This is a genomic window from Paracrocinitomix mangrovi (assembly GCF_019740355.2).
Lineage (GTDB): Bacteria > Bacteroidota > Bacteroidia > Flavobacteriales_D > Crocinitomicaceae > Paracrocinitomix > Paracrocinitomix mangrovi.
Genome location: NZ_CP091819.1, coordinates 3,067,557 through 3,091,299, shown reverse-complemented (window position 1 = coordinate 3,091,299; position 23,743 = coordinate 3,067,557). Strand labels below are relative to the sequence as shown.

The following is a 23,743-nucleotide window of genomic DNA, read 5'->3' as shown; positions in this document are numbered from 1 at the left end:
CAAAATTTGCATAAAGTTAGTCTTTTTTTTGTGGTTGTATCACCTTTGGAAGATTCATAAAGTAGATGCATTAAATTAATTGAACCGATATCAACTAAAGCACAGTAAAATGCGTTATATTATTAGCATACACCTTAGTAATTTTGTAATTTTGTAAGCCTGCGAATTTCAAAAAATTGCGTAGGTCAATTTATCAGCACTGAAGTTGAGGTTAAAAATCACATATCTGATCATATTTTTGTTCACGGCTTTTGGAGCCGGAGCAACGCACAATCGTTCAGGATCTATTACCTACAGACACATTAGTGGATACACTTATGAATTTACTATTACCACTTGTACAAAAACATCAAGTGATGCTGATAGACCTGAACTACAAGTCAGTTGGGGTGATGGTTCAATGGACACTATTCCCAGACAAACGCCAATTGATTTTATTCAAGCATACGACGTTCAAATAAACACATACATTGGCTCGCATACATTTACAGGTCCTTCATCCTATATTATAAGTGTTGAAGATCCAAACAGGAATTCAAATATTTTAAATATTACAAATTCGGTTGACAAAGTATTTTGTATCCAAACAGAGTTGGTTATTTCACCATTTATTGGAACACCTAATAATTCATTGGTTATTGAAGATTGTCCTTGTCCTGAATTTGCTTGTCTGAATAAACTATACTGTTACAATTTATCAGCCTATGATCCTGATGGAGACAGTTTAAGTTACTCTTTGGTGCCTTGTAGAGGAGAAGATTGTTTGGAAATGATCATGCCTGAAATTTATGAATACCCTGATGCAGTTGGTGGTGGAACTATGACAATAGACCCAATTACTGGAACGCTTTGCTGGGATTCACCACAATTTCAAGGAGAATACAATTTGGCCATTAAAATTACTGAATGGAGAAATGGATTTTATGTAGGATCAGTCATTCAGGATATGCAATTGACAGTAAAGGCATGCAACAATGATCCTCCTGTAATTAAAGACGTTTCAGACACCTGTGTTTTTGCAGGAAACCAAGTTGAAATTGACTTTGTTGCAGCAGATCCAAATGCTGGAGATGTTGTGACTGTTAGTGCAACAGGCGCTATTTTCAACGTGGGTAACAATCCTGCATTATTTGTGGATTCAACAGCTGCTGATACGGCAGTAGGGACCTTTATGTGGTTGCCCAATTGTGAAGATGCCACTAACAATTACTACAACATTATAGTTCATGCAGTGGACAATGACCCTAATGTACCATTGGAAGATTTGTCAACTTTCAGAATTAAAGTAAACATCCCACCAGTGCAAAATGTGAATGTTACCCCCTCAGGAAGTACCATGGTAATAAATTGGAACCCTTCAGTTTGTGGAAACATTGATCATTATAATATTTATCGAAATACAGACTCACTTACAGAAGCTGAAAATTGTTGTTCAAATGGAGCAGCAGAGGGATTAGGTTACGAACTGGTAGGAACAACGACAGATACATTTTACATTGACAATAGTCCAATTGTAGTAGGTAATGATTATTGTTATTTAGTGACTGCTGTCAATTCAAATGGTGTTGAAAGTTGTTTATCTAATATAGACTGTGAGCACTTGAATTTTGAAATCCCTGTTTTGACGCACGTTTCCATAAACACTACTAATCCTTCTACAGGAACAGATACTGTAAAATGGGCATATCCTAAAGAACTTGACACATTATCATTCACAGGTCCCTATCACTATCAACTCTACCGTATTCAAGGTTACTCTGGTACCGAATCACTTGTGCTAACAACATCACCTCAAACATCAATTATTAATCCGGATACAACTTTTGAAGACAGTAATTTGGATACAGAAAACAACCCTTACACCTATCGAGTAGAATTGTATAATGATGGGATTTTAGTCGGTTCTTCTGTTACCGCTTCTTCCATTTATCTATCCTTAACTCCAAATGACAATCAATTAGAATTGAACTGGACAGAATCTATTCCATGGAACAATACTTCATATGAAATATATAGAGAAACATTTGCCGGCAGTGGAATATTTAATTTAATCGGCACAACAAATTCAATTGGGTATGTAGACACAGGTTTAGTAAATGGTGCAGATTACTGTTATAAAATTAAAACCATTGGAAGTTATTCTTCTGGTGGAATAGTAAACCCTATTGAAAACTGGTCGCAAGAAGTTTGCGGATCACCTATTGATTTAACAGCTCCATGTCCACCGGAACTATTTATTGACGGTGATTGTGATGTAGAAGAAACTTATTTAACCTGGACCAATCCAAACAATTCATGTGCTGATGATGTAATGAGTTACAACTTATATTTTGCTGCTTTTGAAGGCGATAGTTTGGAATTTTTGACTTCTTTTAATTCTCAATTTGATACTTCATTTACCCATGCCGATCGCGGTAGTATTGCCGGTTGTTATTACATTACTGCTATAGATTCTGCACAATATGGAAATGAGTCGGAACCATCCAATATTGCGTGTATAGACAACTGTGATGGAGTTTATGATTTACCAAACGTATTTACACCTGATAACTCGGGAGCAAATGATTTATATCATCCATTGCTTCCTTATAAATTTGTAGATCACATAGAACTTCAAATATTTAGTCGTTGGGGAGACCTGGTTTACGAAACAACAGACCCTCAGATTGACTGGGACGGAGTAAATCTTGAAGGTAAAGTATGCAATGATGGTGTTTATTTCTACACTATTACGGTATATGAAATCAAATTATCAGGATTGGTAAGTAGAGAATTCCAAGGAAATATCACCATAATTAATTCACAACATTAAATGTTTACAGGCATAATTGAGGCATTGGCCAAAGTAGAAAACATAATAAAAGAGGACACCAACGTTCACTTCACATTTAGTTGTCCTTTTACGAATGAATTAAAAATAGACCAAAGTGTAGCTCATAATGGTTGTTGTCTTACCGTGGTTTCAATAGAAGGAAGCAACTATACTTTAACCGCTATTGACGAAACACTAAAACGCACCAATTTGGGTGATTTATCAATTGGAGATGTGGTTAATGTAGAACGTTGTATGCAAATGGGTGGTCGATTAGATGGTCATATTGTTCAGGGACATGTAGACACAACTGCCAGTTGTATTGAAATCATTAATCATGAAGGTAGTACCGAGTTTGTATTTGAATACAATTTTGATGATGTAACAGTACCTAAAGGATCTATTACCGTTAATGGTGTTAGTTTAACCGTAGTACAATCAGAAAAAAACCGTTTTTCTGTTCATATTATTCCATTTACTTTGGAACACACCAATTTTGGAAAACTAAAAGTTGGAGATAAGGTAAATCTAGAGTTTGATATTATTGGAAAATATGTAAAACGCATGCTCAGCCAACAAGGAGTTATATCTTAACTCAGCCGCCTTGCGATTAATCATTTATGCTTTACGAATAAAAAGCTGTGTAAAACTTTAGCATGACCTTTGCAATGATGCAATAGAATGACCGTAATTTTGTAGTGATGAAATGGGTTTTGGGAATAACGGCAATGTTTTTAGCGCAATTTTCGTGGGGTCAAGATGACACCATAAAAGTTGGGTTAAACTCTTTTATTATCGCGGATACTACAAAACCAGTTAATTATGACTCACTCTTTGCGGTAGAAGGCAATTTTAGAATGAATCATGAATTCTACAAAAATCGGTATGTTGAAACTGATTTGATGTACAAAATCACCAACAATAAAGGTGATGGATTTGATAGCTTGTATGGTACCAGAAATATGCGACCAATTTTACATGGTGTTGCTTATAGAGGAGGTGCCAACAACTATTTTCATAAAACAGATAAAAGAAAAAATCAAAATCCTCTTCCTTTAGATGGAATGAGCGGCTTGTGTAAAGAAGGATTTTCTGCAGGTGTTTATTTATACCGTCAAAACTTTGAAGAATCTCCTATTGGAGACACTTGTAATTGTGTAGATAACAGCTGGAATAATTTTAAGTATTATCAATATGATTATTACGATTCGTCTCATGTGTATGAAATGATAAAGATGACCTACAATGCGGCTACTCAAGAAGAGACAGGACCTGTATATTTACATTGTTGGAATGGATGGCATGCTTCAGGTTATATTTCGGCGGTTATTTTAAAGCAGTTTTGTGGATTTTCTGATTGGGACGCAGTAAACTATTGGGATTTAGGAACAGATGGTGCCAATACAAGTCCAAGATATCAAACGCAAAGAGAAAGAATCAAAGAATTTCAACCTTATCCTGAATTCATGATTTCTGACTCTCTTCAAAAGTGTCTATGTCCTCCAATGCCAGAGCATATTGATAGTACTCAGTTACACATTGAAATTGAACACTTAGTTGTAGTTCCTGAAGCTATTCCTGTAGGGTTTGATATTGTACTATATAACGTAAAATTCGGGCCGGGTAAAACTACTTTTCCGGGAATTAGTTCAAACGCTGATATCATCAACTTAAAAAAGGCCTTAGATGGAGATCCGAATTTGAAAATTGAAGTAGGTGGATATACAGACAATTCGGGATCTTATGAAAAGAATGTTTCTTTATCTAGAAGCAGAGCAAAGTTTGTTTATGATCATTTAATCAGTTCTGGATATCCTGAAGATAGAATTACATATGCCGGTTATGGTCCAAAAAAACCTATTTATAGTAATAGATATAAAAGTACTAGAGAAGGTAATAGAAGAATTGAAATCAAGGTTTTGGCTAAAACTGTTCATGGTGGAGACCAACTAGTAAATGAGGAATTGTACAATGATCCAAACGTGTTTGATGAAGCCGCACTTGAGCACAGCTATTTTTCTTACTTCTTAAACAATCAAGGTTCAAATGATTTAGGAAGCACCTTCATTATTGATTCATTAATATTTAAATCAAGCAGTGCTGAATTACCAGTAGATGGATTTGGAGTTGAGATGTTAAATGGATTGGTGTCTTACATGAAAGAGCACAAAAATGTGCGCATTAACATCAACGGATATACTGATGCTTCAGGAATTGAGGAAAACAACCAGGTACTTTCAGAAGAAAGAGCCAAAGCCGTTTACAACTTTTTAGTTACCAATGGGATTGCCGAAAATAGATTGTATCACAAAGGTTGGGGATCTGAAAATCCAATTGCTCCAAACCGCTACAAATGGGGACGAGATATCAACCGTCGAATTGAGATTGAATTTGTTTCTGACTAAACTTCTTGTTCAGAAGTAAAAGTTCCATCTTCATTAACTTTGTAAACTTCCTCAGAAATTATTTGCTCTCCGGCAAAATTCACAATTGTTTTAATCACCACTTCATCTTTCGTCACTTTAGATTCCATTTGAATAGGATCATCAACATCCTGATCAAAGGACAATCTCAAATTACTGAGGTACCAACCTCTTTCATCATACGTAATTAAATACGTTGATAACTCTTCATCAAAATTGATAGCACTTACTGTTATCATTTGAATACCTGAATCTGTTGTAATCTTGTTAGTTGCAGAATACATATCCTCAAAATATCCATCAGAAAAAACCATGTACAACTGCAATAGCTGATAATCTTCAGAACTCAAATATTCAGACGGATTGTAGCTATCGTATGTCGTAGCCGATTCATAAGGAAGTTCTGCGGTTTCAAAATCCTCTAAAACCTGGTCAAACTCTGACAATTCTTCGTCATCATCATTATCATTTTCTTGATTTTGGTAGTACTCATCATCTGCAGAAGAGCATGCTACCAATGACACTGAGAATAAAAACAAAATCAAATATTTCATGAATTTCAACATTGGGTTTATTATATGGTATGCTTTAAAGGTACAATAAATAACGATTTTAGGTTAGTCATATAATTGCAAAAGCGATTTGATTATTTTATTGATGTAATTATAGGATTAATCAGTAACCAAATTGAGGTGGTGGTGTTATGTTATTAGCAGACAACCTTAACGAACCTCGATATGAAAACTTTAACACTAATTGGGCTGCTCAGTATAACATGCTTTACAGCTAAAGCTACAGCCATTACACACAGCCCCGTCAACAGCTCAGACAATGGGCAATCATCAAAAATGAAAACCCTGTACCAATGTGGAATTGGTACCGAAAAAGGATTTGAAGGATGGAAGGTACTTGGAACCTCATCAGCAACTAGAACTTATTTTGAAAGAGATCATTTAGAATTTTTTCAGCATCAATCTGGCAATTATAATATCAGCATCAGTAAAAAGATTGATGAAATGATAGGTTTTACAGACTTGCGTTTATCAGCTCAAACAGACATCATTGAAAATTGTGCAATTCATTGTGTTACTCCCTATGTTTCTACAGATGGGAAACGTTGGAAAACAATCAATAAGGATGCACGATTAGGCGCAGATATACACACCGATAAAATGGAGTTTTTATACGTTAAATTCGTATTGAACATGACATTTTATCAAGAAGGAAGATTCAGACTTAATCGCATTGCAGTTTATGGTGATTATGCCCCTGAAAAAGAAAAAGTGGACATAGCAACCAGTCAACTAACTGACATTGCCAATGGTACTTATTGCAATCAGAAAAAAGAAGAATTTTTAGTGTTTTCATTTGAGAAAAAAATCAACATAGAAACACAAAATGAAAATCAATACGAATTTGTACTGGTTAATACACTTGGTCAGGTTATCATGAGAGAGAAATCGGAAGGTAGCAGGCGATTTGACACAAATGTACCTGACGGCATTTACTTTGTCACCATCATGCAGGGAGACAAGAAAATGACAACAAGAAAGGTAGTGCTCAATTGAGCGCTACTTTTTTTTAATCAAATAATGCCTGAAAGTTTCTGAAAGCTGCTTCATTGGTAGCATTTCCTGAACATCCTTCTTCTTGCGCCCAAGTGTGATAATTTTCAACTCTATTATCCGGACTTGGATGTGTACTTAAAAACTCAGGAGGAGTTTGTCCACCTTCAGCCATAATCTTTTCAAAGAAACCAGCTCCACCATCAGATTGCCATTCAGTTGGACATAAATAGTGTACTCCTAAATGATCAGCTTCAGTTTCATGATTACGCGAAAATTTCAATGAAAGTAATCCAGTAGTAATTTGTCCCAATACAGATTGGTCACCTAAAGCTGCAGCTAAAAGAATTTGAACTCCGAACACCTTAGTCATTTGACGGGTTGAATGTCTTAAATCTGCATGAGCCATTTCATGACCCATTACACCAGCCAATTGAGCTTCATTTTCAAGATATTTGATTATTCCGGTATAAAAATAAATGTATCCACCAGGAGTACAAAACGCATTAAGTGTTGTATCGTTTTTAATGATATGAATCTTCCATAAAAAATCATCTTTATGCTTTACTTGTCCAGTTGCCAAAATTTTGTCTCTAACACCATAAATGTATTTGTAAGCAGCCACATTTGAAGCAGAATCCAAAATAGGAAATTCAGCAGGTTTACTGGCAATCTCTTTAGCAACTTGTGCTCCTAGTTCTCTATCTTTCTCTACCGGAAATAAATTGAATCCTCCGTCTGGAACATCTGATTTACCATCTTTACCTGTACCACATGAAACAAGTAATCCTACCGCTAAAATTGACATTAATAATCTGCTCATAATACCTTCTTTGATGAAAAATCTATAATTATTGAGAGAACAAAATTAAAGCTTTTTTTAATCTGATTAATCTCCATAAAGATTAAATAACAAGCAGTGTGCCATTAGATGTAAAGCTGCAACTTAACAACTGAATAAAGTACGCCAAATCCAACAATCATTCCTAGCACTGTTTCTGCAAAAGTATGTGCTTTTAAATACACTCTTGAGCCAGCAACTAATCCTGCAAGGGGTATAGCTATGAGGATCACATTAAGATTACTGTCCAGTTGAGTTTGATAATATGCCAACAACATACCACACACTCCAAAAGCTGCTGCAGCATGCAAGCTTAACTTAACATAAAAATTAATGACAAAGGAAACAGCAAAAGTTAAGATGATTCCAAAAAAGTAACTCATCAATGCCGGATGCTGATAGGCTTCTGGAATAGATAATTTCAAATAAATATAAGCCAGGATAAAATAGAATGTGACTAAAATAAATGGATAAGTTCTTTCCTTTCTATCCTCCATTTCCAGGCTACTGATCAACTTATTCCAGTACATGATAAGCAAACTCAAGCCTGGAGCAATACAAGTTAGGATTCCTAAAACAACATAAAGTACTTGTTTAGCCTGCCCCGGAAAATAATAGAGCGCATCTAACTTGTAAATACTAAATGGTAAAGTATACGTTTCAAAAAGCAAGAATAAGCCCAACAAAGGCATTAAAAATGGATGAAACAAATATGAAATAATCGAAAATATCTGCCTCATTACAATTCCTTACGCAATCTTGCTACAGGTATATTTAATTGTTCGCGATATTTTGCCACGGTTCTTCTGGCAATGTTGTATCCTTTTTCTTTTAAAAGATCTGTTAACTTTTGATCTGTTAAAGGCTTTTTCTTGTCTTCACCTTCAATAGCATCTTCAAGTATCTTTTTCACCTCTCTGGTTGACACCTCTTCTCCATCAGTTGTAGATAGCGATTCAGAGAAAAAGTATTTCAAGGACATGATACCGTATGGTGTTTGAATGAATTTACTGTTAGCCACACGAGAAATAGTTGAAATATCCATACCAACGATATCTGCAATATCTTTTAGGATCATTGGTTTAAGATTTGTTTCATCACCCGTTAAAAAGTACTCTTTTTGGTACTCTAAAATGGCTTTCATGGTAAACATCAAAGTTTGCTGTCTTTGATAAATGGCATCAATGAACCATTTTGCAGCATCCAATTTTTGCTTCACAAAAGTGAGTGCTTCTTTATCCGCTTTCGAGCTTTTGGCACCTTCAGCATAATTTCTAAGCATTGTCTCGTATGACTTGCTCACTTTTAATTGAGGTGCATTTCGGCTATTTAATGACAAACTCAACTCCCCTTCTTCTTCAGTAAGAATAAAATCAGGAATGATTTGTTGAATATTTTTAGAGTTGGTAGATTCTTTCAGTGAATTACCAGGCTTAGGATTCAATTTGGTGATTTCATCAACTGCATCTTTCAAATCTTCATCACTAATTTCAAATTTGGCCTTTATTTTATCGTAGTGTTTTTTGGTAAACTCTTCAAAACACTTCTCCAATATCTTTTTTGCCGTATAAACTGCAATATTTCCATGGTGACGTCTTTCCAATTGCAATAAAAGACATTCTCTTAAATCTCTTGCTCCTACACCTGCCGGTTCTAAATCCTGAACAAGGAATAAAACATCTTCTACCTCCTCTTCAGTACACATCACGTTTTGTGTAAAGGCTAGATCATCAACAATTGCTTCAATCTCTCTTCGCAAGTAACCGTCATCATCAATGTTTCCAATAATGTTTTCAGCAATGACTCTTTCCTTATCCGTCATTTTACGCAACATCAATTGATCTTTTAAGATCTCATGAAAAGAAACACCTCCAGAAATTGGAACTGCCTTATCGTCATCATCTCTACCTTGATTTGAAACAGATGTTTTGTATTGGGGAAGATCATCATCCAGATAATCGTTGATGTCAAAATCTTCTTGTGATTCAGAAACTTCTCCTAAATCGTCATTATAATCATCCTCAGAGCCATAGTCATCATCATGGTCTTCTTTGCCTTCTTCCAAAGCAGGATTTTCCTCAATTTCTTCTTTGATGCGTTGCTCAAGTTCCATAGTAGGCACCTGTAACAACTTCATCAACTGAATTTGTTGAGGAGAAAGTTTTTGAAGTAATTTTTGACTTAGCTGCTGTCTTAACATCTGTACAATTCTGTATTCACTCAAATATAACTAAAACATATGAGTGAAAAAACCAAAATGGTACAAAATTTGATAGAAAATCTTTAGAATAAGATATTTCTTTATCTTGAGACAATAATTCTTTTATTTTCTGATTGATTTTCAGTAGTTAAGGTTAGGATATACACTCCTGTTAAATAATCCTTAAAATTCAAAGAAAGGATTTGCTCACCTTGTTTCAGATGCCCAAATTCCAAATTTTCATAAATTCTTCCTGAAATATCGGAAACCGTTAATTGTACATTAGTAGCTTGGCTCAAATTAAACTCAACTTGTGCTATATCCTTAATCGGATTAGGCAATACTTTAATTTTAAAATCATTAATTTCCACACCATTTATACCCGCATCACAATCGGCTTCAACTACTATTGGATGACATAAAACAACTTGATTTAAAGAAAATTCTGGTTCATATTGAGAAGACCAAGCCCAACCCCAACTTGTAGAATCATCTGTTGGTTGTCCTAGTCCAAATTTCACCTGTCCTACATAATCACACGCATTAACAAGCATTTTTTGCCCCTCACACATATAAAAATCATCAAACAAATCAATTATAACCCAGTTACCCAAATCACTTTGGTTAATTGTATAATCATAGGTTTGGGTACCCCAAGTCCAAGTTGAATCTGAAATATCTTTAAAGAAAATCGACAAAAAAATCAATTCATTTAGGTTATTTTGATCATCTGAAATGTATACTTGAACACGCGGAATTTTCAGATCATGTAATACGTCATATTCATTTCCAAAACATTGTGGGTCAAAACTCACACCAGGAATAGAATCTAAATACCCATAAACTGAGTCATTATCTCTTCTCAATTGATACCCATTTCCTGATGACTCATACTTAATAAATGCAGAGTCTAAATTGTTGTTCAAATTGACATCCGATTCATCTGAAAATACTTCAAATTCAAAATCCCTATTTTGGATGTAAGAAGTAATTATATAGTTATTCTGAACGTAAAATGTATCAGTACAACCTCCACATAAGTCAATTGGCGAACTTTCATGAGTATTTGCGAATGAACCATTATGAAATACATCAACGCTTATGTACGCGTTATGAGCTGTATCTATCCCTTGATTAGTAACTATTGCACTTAATTCCACATCTCCGGCATAAAAATCTGGGACATAAAAATATTCCATGCCTTTTTGGTAATTTCCACTAACACCCATTCTATGATGAACAGATTCTACACTCAAATCCACCTGAGCAAACAATTCAAAAGGAAACAGGATAAAAAACAGTAAATATTTTCTCATAAGCTGGGTTTTAAGTGAAGATAAATTAAATGCAATTACTTCTAAAATAGAATGATTAAACTGTATAATTCACTGATCAACTAGTTGAAATATTAGATAAACCAAATAATGGCATATCTTTTGCAACAGAGAAAAAACTGATTATAAAATAAACTGAGAAAAGGGAGGTGCTTTACAGTATCTCCCTTTTCAATTTAAGCAAGTATTCAGTTAATCGGCGGCTTAAACTTTTTGTGTGGCACTCAAATCACCATTTAGGTGAATAGTTAATAATAGCGTTCTACTTTTTCTGGGGAAATATAAGTTACATTGATACTTTGATTTTTCCTCCCCTATTGATTAAAGGGTTATATTCAATGACTGAACTGAAAAAGTGAAATCACAATGAAGCAAATCAATCTGTTAGCCATTCTTTCTGTAATATTTTTCATATCGTGCAACAATGATACAGCAGCTGATACCGGATCTGACTCAACAACTGAAGAAGTTGACACCACAACTGAGGATATGGATAATAATATACTTGAAGAGGAGGAAGAAATTCCTGAATTACAAGATTTTTTCAGTACCAGAATGATTGACAAATTGCATCAATTTCAATCTGAATTCAATCAAATAAGTTCACCAGACGAATTACTTAAAAATCTTGAACAAGGAAGAAAAATGGTATTTGAAATATCAGATGATCTAAGTGAAACGGAAACACCATTGAAAAATGAGCATAAACAAGGTGATTATATTGATTACATGTGGCTTGAAGAAAGGATGTATGAATTTCCGGATGGAACGTTTGAACCATTGATAGTTGATTGTGCAGCAGAGTGTGCAGGATTTGAATTTTTTATTCAAAATGAACCTTACCAAAAGAAAGCCAAAACAACATCTGAAAAAATTGATGATGATTATATGGACATTGTGGTATCATTATTTGGCGGATATGGAGAGGGAAATTACATTCCAAATGCAGATTGGATTTATCAATATGACATGGAAGAAGCCGCATATGATATAGGAAATGGAAAGCTCAAGGAAATGGTTTCAAAGTTCCAAATTTTTGAATCACAATATGGAGATAATGAGGCGTACATGAGTCATATAAATGAACATAAAAAACTGTTGAAAGATGAGTTTTTTAGTAAACACATGGACTTTAATAGAAAGAAAGAAGAAGTAATTAAAGAGCTTGAAGATATTGTAGCTTTGAACTATTTTGATTACGAATTCACTGAGAAAATTAATGCCTGGATTGCTGAGATTCAGTTAATGAGTGAAGAAAAATTTGAGGTATACGATTATAATTAATTTCTTATTTTTTAATCATATTGTTGATTATTATATCGTCATTTTGTAGATTTGTTTTATGGACGAAAGGATCTACCAAATTGCACTGAGTATTTTAAATGGCCTTGGACCGACAACTGCAAAGACACTGTTAGAAGCAATTGGAAGTCTTGAAGGTATCTTTAAAGAAAAAGAATCAAACTTTAGACATATTCATGGTTTGAGAAGTGATTTAGTACAGGATTTAAGACGTGAAGAATGTTTAATTAGAGCTGAACAAGAACTTGAATTCATTGAAAAGCACAACATCCAACTTTACTTTTATAAAGACCCTAATTACCCTAAGAACTTAAAACAATGCACAGATGCACCAATTGTATTGTTTACAATGGGTCATGTTTACTTTAATCAAAGAAACATTTCAATTGTAGGCACCAGAAAATCCAGTTCGTATGGTAAAAAAATGGTGGATCAACTGGTAAAAGATTTTGTTCCTTATGAAGTTCAAGTGATAAGTGGCTTGGCTCACGGAATTGACAAAGCAGCACATGAAGCTGCTATCAGAAATAATCTCCCCACAATTGGCGTTTTAGGTCATGGATTAGACACCATGTATCCCGCAGCACATAGAGCACTGGCTAAACAAATGATGGAAAATGGAGGAATTGTTACCGAGTTCATTTCGGGTACAATAGGTGAACCTACCAACTTTCCAAAAAGAAACAGAATTGTAGCAGGACTCAGTGAAGCAACTATTGTAGTGGAAAGTTCAGAATCAGGAGGATCAATGATTACAGCTAATCTTGCTAATGACTACAATAGAGAAGTTTTTGCTTTTCCGGGAAATGCAGATAAAGAATTTTCATCTGGATGCAATAACCTCATCAAAAGAGATAAGGCACATCTTATTACAGATGTAGATGACGTAATTCAAGTAATGAACTGGGAAGAAAAGGAAAAAAGTGAAGTGATAGACATCAACATTTTAGAGGATTTAGATCCTGAAGAAAGCAAGTTGGTTAATGTATTTAAATCAAAAGGAGAACTTAATGTTGATGCACTTGCATTTGAGACAAAATTGGATTCTTCTAACATTTCTGTACTCCTTTTTAATCTTGAATTAAAAGGATTAGTAACCTCTTTACCCGGTAAAAGATATAAGTTAGCACAATAAAAAAAGGGGATGATAAACATCCCCTTTTTAATTTTTTTATTGTCTTGTTACCAGACCCCTAATACTATCAGAAGGGCTAGTATTACTGCAGCTAGTGAACATAATCCAGCAATGTGCCATCCAAGCCAAAAACCAATTCCTAACCAAGCAATCAAAGAAAGAATTAATACCAACCAAAATCTACCGGTAATTCCTTCATAAATTCCCACTGCTAAAGGCGGAATTAAAATGGCAAGGATCACTAACAATATCACATTTGTGCTTCCGCCACCTCTTTTCTTTTGTGCCAATTTTTCAATGATTGACTTATACTTATTAGCTTTTTTGCTTCTTTTTAAGTTGCTTTCAGTTCTTTTTGGAGATTCACTTTTAACAACAACTTCATCAGTTGACTTGCTATCTGCTACTTCAACAACTTCTTCCCCTTTTGAAACATTCTCAGCATTAGTTCTGAATCTTCTTTCAGCTGCCGGAGGTAAATTTTCAAGTGATGCGTCGTATCCATCATTACCTTCTGCTGCGCTCGATTCATCACCGAAACCACATCTTTCTTCGCAATTATTTCCATCTCCGTTCATGTTTGCAAAACGTCCTGTTCCGCATGATAACAGCAAAGTAGATGTGAAAAATGCTGTAGCTAGTAGTTTTAACTTTTGTTTCATAGGATTTTGTTTTTAAGGGGTTAGTTTTCTAAATATACTAAAGTCCGAGCAATACTTCAACAGGATCTTTACCTCCGAACAACATTGTCTCAGGATTCTCTAACATTTCTTTCACTGCAACTAAGAAACTTACTGATTCTTTACCATCAATAATTCTGTGATCATAAGAAAGTGCAAGGTACATTATTGGTCTAACAACAATTTGTCCATCCACAACAACAGGTCTTTCTACAATGTTGTGCATCCCTAAAATTGCAGATTGCGGAGGATTAATTATTGGTGTAGACATCATAGATCCAAACACACCACCATTGGTAATTGTAAAGGTTCCACCTGTCATTTCATCAGGAGTAATTTCACCATCTCTAGCTCTGATCGCCAATCTTTTGATTTCTCTTTCGATTTCTGCTAAACTCATTTGCTCAGCATTTCTAACTATTGGCACCATTAAACCTTTAGGTGAAGAAACAGCAATTCCTATATCCGCATAGTTATGCATAATCATTTCTTTACCATCAATCATTGCGTTAACTGCAGGAAATTTATTCAAAGCTTCTGTTACCGCTTTTGTAAAGAATGACATAAATCCTAGACCAACATCATGTGTTTCACCAAAAATCTTTTTGTATTTGTTTCTGATATCCATGATTGGCTTCATATCAACCTCATTAAAGGTTGTAAGCATTGCAGTTTCATTCTTAACAGCAACCAATCTCTCTGCCACTTTTCTACGTAGCATAGACATTTTTTGAAGAGATTTATCTCTTGTTCCTCCCCAACCAACAGCATCAGCTCCGGAGAAACCTCCTGCTAATAATGCCAAAACATCTTGTTTGGTAATTCTACCATCTTTTCCTGTACCACTAATCTGATTAGCTTTTACCCCATTCTCACTCATGATTTTAGCAGCAGCAGGAGAAGCATGTCCCGTTGCATGGCTATCCGCTTTTGCCGGAGTTGGATCTGGTTTAGCAGTTTCTTTAGGTGCAGCTTTTTCCTCTTTTGCAGGAGCTGCCTCTACCTCAACCGGAGCTGCTTCAGCAGCTTTTGATTCAAAACCAGCAGGCTTCTCAGCCGAAGTATCAATTAAACATACTACAGCTCCAACAGCAACAGCATCTCCCTCTTCAGCTTTTAAGGTAATTGTTCCTGACGCTTCTGCAGGTAACTCAAGTGTAGCTTTATCAGAGTCAACTTCAGCAATCGCCTGATCTTTTTCAACGTAGTCTCCATCTGCAACTAACCATGTTGCAATTTCTACTTCAGATATTGATTCTCCCGGTGAAGGGACTTTCATTTCAAGTACAGACATTTCTTTTCTGTTATTAGGTTTAAAATATTATTTACCGGCGATTTTGTTAAACAATTTGTTAAACAAGTCACCTAATCTCTTTTTATGTAAATCGCTAGAACCAGCAGCAGGAGCAGCAGATGAAGGTCTTGAAACAACATCTAAATTAAGATGTCTCAACTCCATTGCCATGTATCTCCATGGTCCCATATTTTCAGGTTCTTCTTGTGCCCAGAAAATGTTTTTAGCGTTTTTGTATTTTTTCAACAATTCATTTAACTGTTGGTGTGGGAAAGGATACATTTGCTCAATTCTAATGAATGCAGCATTTGTAACTCCTCTATTCTCTGCCTCTTCTTTAGCTTCATAGTAAAACTTACCTGAAACCAACACAACAGTATCCACTTTAGATTTTGTTACATCATCATCTAAAATTTCTTGGAAACTTCCAGTAGCCAAATCTTCAACTGTAGATACAGCTTTTGGATATCTCAACAACATCTTTGGTGAGAAAACAACCAATGGTTTTCTAAATTCTCTATGAAGCTGTCTTCTCAATAAATGGAAGTGGTTAGCCGGAGTTGTTGGATTACATATTTGCCAGTTTAAGTCGGCGCATTGTTGTAAAAATCTTTCAATTCTAGCTGAAGAGTGCTCTCCTCCCATTCCCTCATATCCGTGAGGTAGCAACATTACCAATCCTGATTGAACAAACCATTTATCTTCACCTGAAGAAATGAATTGGTCAACCATAATTTGAGCTCCATTATAGAAATCTCCAAACTGAGCCTCCCAAATAGTTAAGCCGGTAGGAGTTGCTAATGAATATCCATATTCAAATCCTAAAACACCATACTCAGAAAGCAAAGAGTTATAGATACTGAATTTGGCTTGTTTATCATTCAACAAGTTAAGGGTGATTATTTCTTGTTCATCATCCTCCGTTTTAACAACAGCATGTCTGTGTGAGAATGTACCTCTTTCAACATCTTGTCCAGAAACCCTTACAGGGTGACCTTCATCCAACAATGTTGCATACGCCAACATTTCAGCCATTCCCCAATCTAATTTGTTAGACTCAAGCATTTCCAAACGATCATTCAATAATTTGGTGATTTTTCTGAAATACTTTAAATCTGAAGGAAGTGTGGCTAATTTTTTTCCTAAATCTAAAATCTTAGCTTTTGACACCGAAGTAGAAGGAGATTTCTCAAAATCTTCTAATTTACCATGTCTGTATCCTTTCCAGGTAACTTCAAGGAAATTCAAAACAGTTGCTTTATCCTGCTTTTTAGAAGCTTCGTAAGATTTATCAAGCAAAGACATTTGCTCATCTTCATCTTTTTGACCTTCAGCTGGTGACATCACACCTTCTTCAATCAATTGCTTTAAATAAATTTCTCTTGGATTAGCGTGTTTGGCGATTGCCTTATACAATTTTGGTTGAGTAAACTTAGGTTCATCACCTTCGTTATGTCCATATTTTCTATATCCTAATAAATCAATGAATACATCTCTTCCAAATTTTTGTCTGTATGAAACTGCAATACTCAAGGTTTGAACCACCGCTTCTACATCATCCGCATTTACGTGAAACACAGGACACAAAGTAGTTTTACCTACATCTGTACAATAAGTTGAAGATCTTGCATCCAAATAATTGGTAGTAAACCCTACCTGATTATTTACAACAATATGAATAGTTCCACCTGTTCTATATCCGTCCAATTGTGCCATTTGCACAACTTCATAAACTATTCCCTGACCCGCAACTGCAGCATCACCATGAACAGCAACAGGAATGATTTTAGTTTCATCTTTTAAATATTCATCAATTTTAGCACGAGCAATACCCTGAACTACAGGATCAACCGCTTCTAAGTGAGAAGGGTTTGGTGCCAATGTTAAATGAACTTCATTTCCGCTCAACGTCTGAACATCAGTTGAATATCCTAAATGGTACTTAACATCACCATCAAATGAATCATCAGTATCAAATTGTTTACCATCAAACTCATTAAAAATTGAGGCATGATCTTTTCCAAAGATGTTCACCAAAGTACTTAAACGACCACGGTGAGCCATTCCCATTACAACTTCCTTTACACCTAACTCTGCAGCCTTTTGAATTACTACATCCAATGCCGGAATCAATGCCTCTCCACCTTCAATTGAGAATCTTTTTTGACCCACATATTTCTTTGCTAAGAAATGCTCAAAAAGAGTTGCAGAGCTAATTTTCTTGAAAATATGTTTTTTCTCTTCTGCTGTAAATTTGGGTCTGTTCTTTAATTCAATATGCTCTTTGAACCAGTTATATCTTTCTGGCTCTCGCATGTAAGCAAACTCAATTCCTATTGATTGACAATAGGTCAATTCCAAATGGTCAATAATTTCTTTTAGAGTAGCAGGTCCAATTCCTACTTCTGTTCCAGCCTGAAAAACAGTTTGCATATCTGACTGTTCCAAACCAAAATTTTCTATATCTAAAGTTGGAGAATACTTTCTTCTTTCTCTTACCGGATTTGTTTTTGTAAACAAGTGACCTCTTGAACGATAACCGTTAATTAGATTAATTACTTTAAACTCTTTTTGAAAGTTCTCAGGAATTCCTCCTGACTCGAAATCTGTCTTTGCAAAATCTACACCTTCAAAAAATCTAGCCCATTGAATATCAACTGATTCTGGGTTCTCTACGTATCTCTGATACAAATCATCAATAGCATTTACGTCGCTATTACCGATATATGTGAATTTATCCATGGAATAAAGCGTTTCTTACAGCTAGTTACAAAACTATAAATTTAATAGAGATTAAATACCAAACAATACTGAATATAATACATACTTATCCTATCATTATTTTAATCTTAGTTGAAATGAGTTACAGAGAGTTAAAATAGGTGTTGGTCGAAATAAATCAGGCAAAAAGCATGTTATGCCGGCTAATTTCTATATTAAAACATTTAAATTGGTGCGTTTAATAAAGGTTAACCCATAAATAATGAAGTGGATAATTTACTTATTCATCTGCTTTCCATCACTCATTTTTGCACAGTTTTCAAAAGATGCTGTATTCATGCATTTGAGTGGGAGTCAGCTAAAATCAAATTCTCTGTATTCTCATCAATGGGATTCAAGAGGGAGTTTGTGGGCTGCAAGTGATCAGGGTTTAACCCATTTTAACGGATACACTTCTCACTCTTACAAAGGAACTCCGGAGTATCCTGAACTGTTTAAATCCAATAATATTCTTGGGATTTTTAAAACAGGAGAAGATGAATTTTGGATCACTTATGTCAATGATAAAATACTCAGCAAATTCAATCCTATCGATTTTAGTTTTGAGCATTATTATGCAGACACCTTAAAAGAAAACACAATTCCGTATGCTTTTATCACCAATGTTTATAAGGATAGTAGAGATAATATTTGGCTAACGACCTGGGGAGAAGGAATTCATTTATTTAATGAAGAAAACGGTAATTGCTCCAAACTTTTACTTCCTGCTGAAGAGGCTGGAGTTGACTTTCCAATTTGTTCGCTTGATCTAATTGAATTGCATGATGGTAAAATGTTGTTCACCTTCTTTTATGAAAATGGTCTTCATCATTCATGGCCAACTATTTACAATCCTGAGGATAAAACATTTCAAAAGCTTCCTATCGACAAATACTGCGCTTCAAACAACAATAAGTACGTAGCTTCAAGAGTAGAGCTAGCAAGTAGAATTGTCAATTTCGTTCACCAGGATGATAATGGCAACATTTGGTTTGGAACCTACAGTGGGCTAATTAAACTAGACGCTAGCGATAGTACAATGGACAGGGTTGTAATGAATGAAAAAGAATATGGCAGACCCAATGTAGTTAATACCTTAGGATATATCAAGCATGGCAATAATTTATGGATAAGCACACCTAATGAAGGTATAATGGTGGTAGATGTACAAACAGACGAGGTTAATTATTTAAAAAATAACATTTACAAAGACAAAAGCTTAGATGACAATAGGATTAGCAGCTTAAGTGTAAATGCAGGTGGTGAAATCTGGATAATGACTAAATCTGGTGGTGTAAATGTCTATCAAGAAGAATTACAGCAGTTTCATTTAATTCCCTGGGATTATTTTAACCTGACATACGTTAATCGATCATTGCAGTCAATACCTGCAAGTCAGTTAATGATAAGAGACAGCATAATGTACATCACTCATGATGATGGAATGAGAACTGTTAATTTGAACAATTTTGAATTGTCTGAGCATTACTTTCCTAAAACATATATATATAAAACCCGAACTGATGTTTATTCTAAGGATTTTAGATTTAAAGATGGGAACCTGGCAATGGTGGTACATGAATCTCCTTACGTTTTCCATCTAAACGATAAAAGTGGTACAGATTATCCAAACAGATTTTTAGCTTATAAAGTCTTATTTAAGCATAATAAAGGAAATGAACCATTGGCATTTTTGGAATCAATCCCTTATTATTCAACTGTTCATATGTACGATTCTACCTCAAAAGAATTAGAGGTCCTTTTTAGTTTTCCCGTTGGAATAACAACTGATTTTGGTGAAATAATTGCCCCAAACAAATGGTTGCTTTCTGAGTACAATGGGAACTTTATTATTGCTGATGTAAAGAAAAAAGACTACATACTTTTTGGCCCTAAAAGCAAGGAACACTATTTCCCAGACAGACAGGTATTAAGTTGTCTAAAAAAGGATGAAAATGTTTGGTTGGGTACAAACAATGGAATTTACAGTTTTAACCCCATTACATATGAGTATGAAAAACTGAATGAAAAATTTGGTTTATATGACAATGAAAGTGTCAATTCAATATACCTTGATGAAAAAGGAACCTTTTGGTTAGGATTAAAGAACGATTTGTACTGTTTTAATGATTCTACAGGATTAAAAATGCGTTATGGCTCTAATTATGGATTAAATGTTGGAGAATTTTATCCACATCCAACCATGGTAGATCATCAAGGCAAAATGTACTTCACAACAATTAACGGTGTACTAACTTTTGATCCAGATAAATTGATAAATACCGATAGAACATTAGAAATATATTTATCTGATGTTTCTATCAATGATGAATTATGCGATTTCAATAAAAGAAATGCTATAGCTGATGGCAAATATGAATTTGATTGGGATGAGAACTTTCTCACTTTTGAATTTGCCAGCAACCAATTAATGTCTGTAACACCTCATCAATTTCAATACAGATTAGTTGGGCAAAAAGATGGCTGGATCAACAATGGAAATTCAAATATCATTCGATTGACTGATCTCAAAGATGGTGATTATGCTATCCAAGTAAAAGCTATAAGTACTATGGGAAGTGAAAGTAATGTGATCTCCATTCCCTTTAGCATTGCAACACCTTTTTACAAAGCATATTGGTTTTACCTAATCATCATACTGATTTTGGGTGCCGGATTGTTCACTTATATTAAAAACAGAGAAAGACAACTTAAGAGAAGAAGTCAGTGGTTAGAAACCGCAGTGAAAGAAAGAACTTTAGAAGTTGTAGAGCAAAAGAAAGAAGCAGATTATCAAAGAGAAATGGTAGAGAAAAAGCAAAAAGAAATCACTGATAGTATTTCATATGCTAAACGAATTCAACAAGCCATTTTACCTGATGATGATTACTTCTTTGATAATCTACCGGATTCATTTATTCTTTATAAGCCTAAAGATATTGTAGCTGGTGATTTTTACTGGATGAATGAACAGGAAGACATTTTGTGTTTTGCTGTAGCAGACTGTACTGGTCATGGAGTACCTGGAGCAATGGTAAGTGTAGTGTGTTCAAATGCATTGAATCGTGCAGTTAAAGAACAAGGCTTAGAAGACACCGGTAAATTCCTTGACTTTACCAGAGAAGTTGTGATTGAACAGCTTACCAAAGACAAAAACCCACCTGCCGATTACTTCACATCACTAAATGTTATCAGAGACGGAATGGATATCACATTGTGTATGTGGAATCGTAAAACAAATGAGTTGATGTGGTCTGGTGCAAATAATCCACTTTGGATTTTTAGAGGCGAGGATTTAATTGAATTAAAACCAGACAAACAACCAATTGGACTGCATCCTAAGAAATTACCTTTCACTTGCCATACCGTGAAATTGGAAAAAGGAGATGTATTGTATCTATTTACTGATGGATTTGCAGATCAGTTTGGAGAAGAGACAGGTAGAAAATTCAAAATCCAAAATTTAAAAGCATTGGTATCTGAGATTCACAATTTAGATGTGATTGAACAAAAAGCACTCTTAAATAATGCATTTGAGAAATGGAGAGGCACCATGGAACAAATTGATGATGTTTGTATGATTGGAGTACGAATTTAGAACTGTGTCCTTAAATAAACTTTAAGCGCTTCTCTTCTTATCACCATATATGATAACTCTACCAACTCATCTTCCTTTCTAAGCGCTTCTAAATATTGTCCTTCTTGAAGATCCACCCTGTAAATGAATTGTTGCAAATTTCTAGAAGACATTTGCTTGAGCACCTCAGATAGCTGTACCATAATATGATCTAATACATCATCTTCTTTTGTTGAAGTAAATTCAACTTGTAACTTACATAGTCCATCCAGGTCTTTTTCAATTTGAGCTATTGTCTTTTGAACAAATTCTGCTTTATCAAAGTATTTTGATAGACCGGTTTTATCAATTGTTAAATCCACTTTTTCAGTTTGAGGTACACAATCATTTTATAATTTCACAGATAATAAAATAGCTGTGATAAAAAATAAAATACACCATTTTTACATTTCCCTTTCAACAGATTACCACTATTTTTGCAGCCTGTTTTACAAAAAGAAACCAATTACAATTTACAAAATATGCTAAGAGTATTCAAATTTGGTGGTGCCTCAGTAAAAAATGCAGATGCAGTAAGGAATGTTGCTGATATCATAAAAAGATATCCTGAAGATCAACTAATTGTAGTTATTTCTGCCATGGGAAAAACCACCAATGCCCTAGAAGATATTCTAAATGCATATTGGAACGGAGATAATAGTTGTCAAGCCAAAATTGATGATCTAAATAAATTTCACCGTGAAATTGTAAAGGATCTATTTACAAGTGGATCAGAATATGTTTCAACTGAATTGGAGATCATCTTCCAAGAACTTAGTAAAAAGTGTAAAACACAACATTCAGAAAACTACAATTTTGAATATGATCAAATTGTATCTCTGGGAGAAGTCATCTCAACTAAAATTGTACACGCCTATTTAAACAATCTTGAATTAGACTCTTCCTGGTTAGATGCCCGCAAAGTTGTGGCAACTGACAATAAATGGAGAGAAGCTCGTATTAACTGGGAGCAAACTGAAAAGCAAATTCAATCGGTAGTGAAGGATGAGTTTATTTCAGGTCAACGAATTTTAATTTCTCAAGGATTTATTGGTCATACTCCTGAAGGCTTAACCACTACATTAGGAAGAGAAGGTTCAGATTTTTCTGCTGCTATTTTTGCCTATGTAATGGAGGCAGATAATGTGACCATTTGGAAAGATGTTCCCGGAATGTTGAATGCGGATCCAAAATGGTTTGACAATACCATTCTTTTAGAGAAAATTTCTTTTAGAGAGGCTATTGAGCTTGCCTATTTTGGTGCTTCAGTAATCCACCCAAGAACTATTCAACCGCTAAAAAGAAAAAATATACCACTTTATATTAAGTCTTTTGTGAACCCAGAGGCAAAAGGTTCAGTGATTCAAAGTTCAGAGGAAAACGACAACAATATTCCTTCATTCATTTTCAAAATGGATCAGGTTTTGGTTTCAATTTCACCAAAGGATTTCTCTTTTGTAATTGAGGAAAATTTAGAAGAGATTTTTGCTTATCTCAACAAAGAAAGCATCCGAATGAATATCATGCAAAACTCAGCAGTAAGCTTTTCTTTTTGTTGTGATAAATCACGTATTGATATTGATAAATTAATTGAGCATTTCAAAGACACCTACATTGTAAAATACAATGAACCATTGGAGTTGGTGACTATCAGACACTATGATGATGCTACGATTAAAAGGGTAACTACTGACAAAAAAGTAATCCTTCAGCAAAAAACAAGAGAAACAGCAAGAATTGTTATGCTGAATATTTAGCCACCTCAATCGATTTAAAGAAAA

The 23,743-nt window shown here is 34.7% G+C and carries 17 protein-coding genes; 8 read left to right on the top strand and 9 right to left on the bottom strand.

Translation table 11 applies throughout. The features are described 5' to 3' along the window. The first annotated feature begins 205 nt into the window (after positions 1-205). The 3 genes from K6119_RS14015 (at position 206) to K6119_RS14005 (ending at position 5,217) form a co-directional block, all read left to right on the top strand. The gene (locus K6119_RS14015) at positions 206-2,812 is read left to right on the top strand and encodes a T9SS type B sorting domain-containing protein (RefSeq protein WP_221832695.1); all 2,607 of its coding nucleotides are present in this window, start codon (positions 206-208) and stop codon (positions 2,810-2,812) included. Further along, the gene (locus tag K6119_RS14010; RefSeq protein WP_221832693.1) at positions 2,813-3,406 is read left to right on the top strand and encodes a riboflavin synthase; all 594 of its coding nucleotides are present in this window, start codon (positions 2,813-2,815) and stop codon (positions 3,404-3,406) included. 107 nt (positions 3,407-3,513) lie between these two features. Continuing rightward, positions 3,514-5,217: an OmpA family protein gene (locus K6119_RS14005; protein ID WP_221832690.1), complete on the top strand. Its 1,704-nt coding sequence runs from the start codon at positions 3,514-3,516 to the stop codon at positions 5,215-5,217. Here the strand turns inward: K6119_RS14005 and K6119_RS14000 are convergent. Further along, complete coding sequence (locus tag K6119_RS14000) at positions 5,214-5,789, bottom strand: hypothetical protein (RefSeq protein WP_221832688.1); 576 nt, start codon at positions 5,787-5,789, stop codon at positions 5,214-5,216. The two genes, K6119_RS14005 and K6119_RS14000, sit on opposite strands and share 4 nt — an antisense overlap. 294 nt (positions 5,790-6,083) lie before the next feature. On the opposite strand from K6119_RS14000, the gene K6119_RS13995 reads away from it, so the two are divergent. Then, positions 6,084-6,803, top strand: coding sequence for a T9SS type A sorting domain-containing protein (locus K6119_RS13995; protein WP_221832686.1), 720 nt, complete (start codon positions 6,084-6,086; stop codon positions 6,801-6,803). 13 nt (positions 6,804-6,816) lie between these two features. Here K6119_RS13995 and K6119_RS13990 read toward each other — a convergent pair whose 3' ends face one another. From K6119_RS13990 to K6119_RS13975, 4 genes are all read right to left on the bottom strand, one after another. Next, positions 6,817-7,623: a M48 family metalloprotease gene (locus tag K6119_RS13990; protein WP_237828021.1), complete on the bottom strand. Its 807-nt coding sequence runs from the start codon at positions 7,621-7,623 to the stop codon at positions 6,817-6,819. A 104-nt stretch (positions 7,624-7,727) separates the two neighbouring features. Further along, a complete protein-coding gene (locus K6119_RS13985; RefSeq protein ID WP_221832685.1) occupies positions 7,728-8,381 on the bottom strand; it encodes a phosphatase PAP2 family protein in 654 nt (217 codons plus the stop codon). Next, positions 8,381-9,841 carry an RNA polymerase factor sigma-54 gene (rpoN, locus tag K6119_RS13980; RefSeq protein WP_221832684.1) on the bottom strand — a complete coding sequence of 487 codons (1,461 nt, stop codon included), beginning with the start codon at positions 9,839-9,841 and terminating at the stop codon, positions 8,381-8,383. The genes K6119_RS13985 and rpoN overlap by 1 nt, the downstream gene beginning before the upstream one ends. Before the next feature lie 101 nt (positions 9,842-9,942). Then, positions 9,943-11,157, bottom strand: coding sequence for a T9SS type A sorting domain-containing protein (locus K6119_RS13975; protein ID WP_221832683.1), 1,215 nt, complete (start codon positions 11,155-11,157; stop codon positions 9,943-9,945). Between the two features lie 384 nt (positions 11,158-11,541). Between K6119_RS13975 and K6119_RS13970 the strand changes: the two genes are divergently transcribed. Both K6119_RS13970 and dprA read left to right on the top strand, forming a co-directional pair. Then, complete coding sequence (locus K6119_RS13970) at positions 11,542-12,459, top strand: hypothetical protein (RefSeq protein WP_221832682.1); 918 nt, start codon at positions 11,542-11,544, stop codon at positions 12,457-12,459. 58 nt (positions 12,460-12,517) lie between these two features. Beyond that, positions 12,518-13,612, top strand: a complete 1,095-nt coding sequence (dprA, locus tag K6119_RS13965; RefSeq protein WP_221832681.1) for a DNA-processing protein DprA — start codon at positions 12,518-12,520, stop codon at positions 13,610-13,612. 47 nt (positions 13,613-13,659) lie between these two features. On the opposite strand, the gene K6119_RS13960 is transcribed toward dprA, so the two are convergent. Genes K6119_RS13960 through K6119_RS13950 form a run of 3 tightly spaced genes read right to left on the bottom strand, consistent with a single transcriptional unit; the run spans position 13,660 to position 18,328 of the window. Continuing rightward, on the bottom strand, positions 13,660-14,274 hold the full coding sequence (locus tag K6119_RS13960) for a YqaE/Pmp3 family membrane protein (RefSeq protein WP_221832680.1): 615 nt from the start codon (positions 14,272-14,274) through the stop codon (positions 13,660-13,662). Between the two features lie 37 nt (positions 14,275-14,311). Beyond that, on the bottom strand, positions 14,312-15,586 hold the full coding sequence (odhB, locus tag K6119_RS13955) for a 2-oxoglutarate dehydrogenase complex dihydrolipoyllysine-residue succinyltransferase (protein WP_221832679.1): 1,275 nt from the start codon (positions 15,584-15,586) through the stop codon (positions 14,312-14,314). 27 nt (positions 15,587-15,613) lie between these two features. Next, complete coding sequence (locus K6119_RS13950) at positions 15,614-18,328, bottom strand: 2-oxoglutarate dehydrogenase E1 component (protein ID WP_221832677.1); 2,715 nt, start codon at positions 18,326-18,328, stop codon at positions 15,614-15,616. A 241-nt stretch (positions 18,329-18,569) separates the two neighbouring features. Between K6119_RS13950 and K6119_RS13945 the strand changes: the two genes are divergently transcribed. Beyond that, a complete protein-coding gene (locus tag K6119_RS13945; RefSeq protein WP_221832674.1) occupies positions 18,570-21,944 on the top strand; it encodes a SpoIIE family protein phosphatase in 3,375 nt (1,124 codons plus the stop codon). Here the strand turns inward: K6119_RS13945 and K6119_RS13940 are convergent. Beyond that, positions 21,941-22,285: a hypothetical protein gene (locus K6119_RS13940; RefSeq protein ID WP_221832672.1), complete on the bottom strand. Its 345-nt coding sequence runs from the start codon at positions 22,283-22,285 to the stop codon at positions 21,941-21,943. The genes K6119_RS13945 and K6119_RS13940 overlap by 4 nt on opposite strands. A gap of 159 nt (positions 22,286-22,444) precedes the next feature. Here K6119_RS13940 and K6119_RS13935 point away from each other — a divergent pair, with 159 nt between their 5' ends. Further along, a complete protein-coding gene (locus K6119_RS13935) occupies positions 22,445-23,719 on the top strand; it encodes an aspartate kinase (RefSeq protein WP_221832670.1) in 1,275 nt (424 codons plus the stop codon). Positions 23,720-23,743: the final 24 nt, after the last annotated feature.

What these genes read in the sequence shown, in the direction of transcription:
- odhB (WP_221832679.1), bottom strand. Translation starts at nt 15,586, where the DNA reads ATGTCTGTACTTGAAATGAAAGTCCCTTCACCGGGAGAATCAATATCT.
- K6119_RS14005 (WP_221832690.1), top strand. Translation starts at nt 3,514, where the DNA reads ATGAAATGGGTTTTGGGAATAACGGCAATGTTTTTAGCGCAATTTTCG.
- K6119_RS13945 (WP_221832674.1), top strand. Translation starts at nt 18,570, where the DNA reads ATGAAGTGGATAATTTACTTATTCATCTGCTTTCCATCACTCATTTTT.
- K6119_RS13995 (WP_221832686.1), top strand. Translation starts at nt 6,084, where the DNA reads ATGAAAACCCTGTACCAATGTGGAATTGGTACCGAAAAAGGATTTGAA.
- K6119_RS13960 (WP_221832680.1), bottom strand. Translation starts at nt 14,274, where the DNA reads ATGAAACAAAAGTTAAAACTACTAGCTACAGCATTTTTCACATCTACT.
- K6119_RS13935 (WP_221832670.1), top strand. Translation starts at nt 22,445, where the DNA reads ATGCTAAGAGTATTCAAATTTGGTGGTGCCTCAGTAAAAAATGCAGAT.
- K6119_RS14000 (WP_221832688.1), bottom strand. Translation starts at nt 5,789, where the DNA reads ATGAAATATTTGATTTTGTTTTTATTCTCAGTGTCATTGGTAGCATGC.
- K6119_RS13985 (WP_221832685.1), bottom strand. Translation starts at nt 8,381, where the DNA reads ATGAGGCAGATATTTTCGATTATTTCATATTTGTTTCATCCATTTTTA.
- K6119_RS13970 (WP_221832682.1), top strand. Translation starts at nt 11,542, where the DNA reads ATGAAGCAAATCAATCTGTTAGCCATTCTTTCTGTAATATTTTTCATA.
- K6119_RS13990 (WP_237828021.1), bottom strand. Translation starts at nt 7,623, where the DNA reads ATGAGCAGATTATTAATGTCAATTTTAGCGGTAGGATTACTTGTTTCA.
- dprA (WP_221832681.1), top strand. Translation starts at nt 12,518, where the DNA reads ATGGACGAAAGGATCTACCAAATTGCACTGAGTATTTTAAATGGCCTT.
- K6119_RS14010 (WP_221832693.1), top strand. Translation starts at nt 2,813, where the DNA reads ATGTTTACAGGCATAATTGAGGCATTGGCCAAAGTAGAAAACATAATA.
- rpoN (WP_221832684.1), bottom strand. Translation starts at nt 9,841, where the DNA reads ATGTTAAGACAGCAGCTAAGTCAAAAATTACTTCAAAAACTTTCTCCT.
- K6119_RS13975 (WP_221832683.1), bottom strand. Translation starts at nt 11,157, where the DNA reads ATGAGAAAATATTTACTGTTTTTTATCCTGTTTCCTTTTGAATTGTTT.
- K6119_RS13950 (WP_221832677.1), bottom strand. Translation starts at nt 18,328, where the DNA reads ATGGATAAATTCACATATATCGGTAATAGCGACGTAAATGCTATTGAT.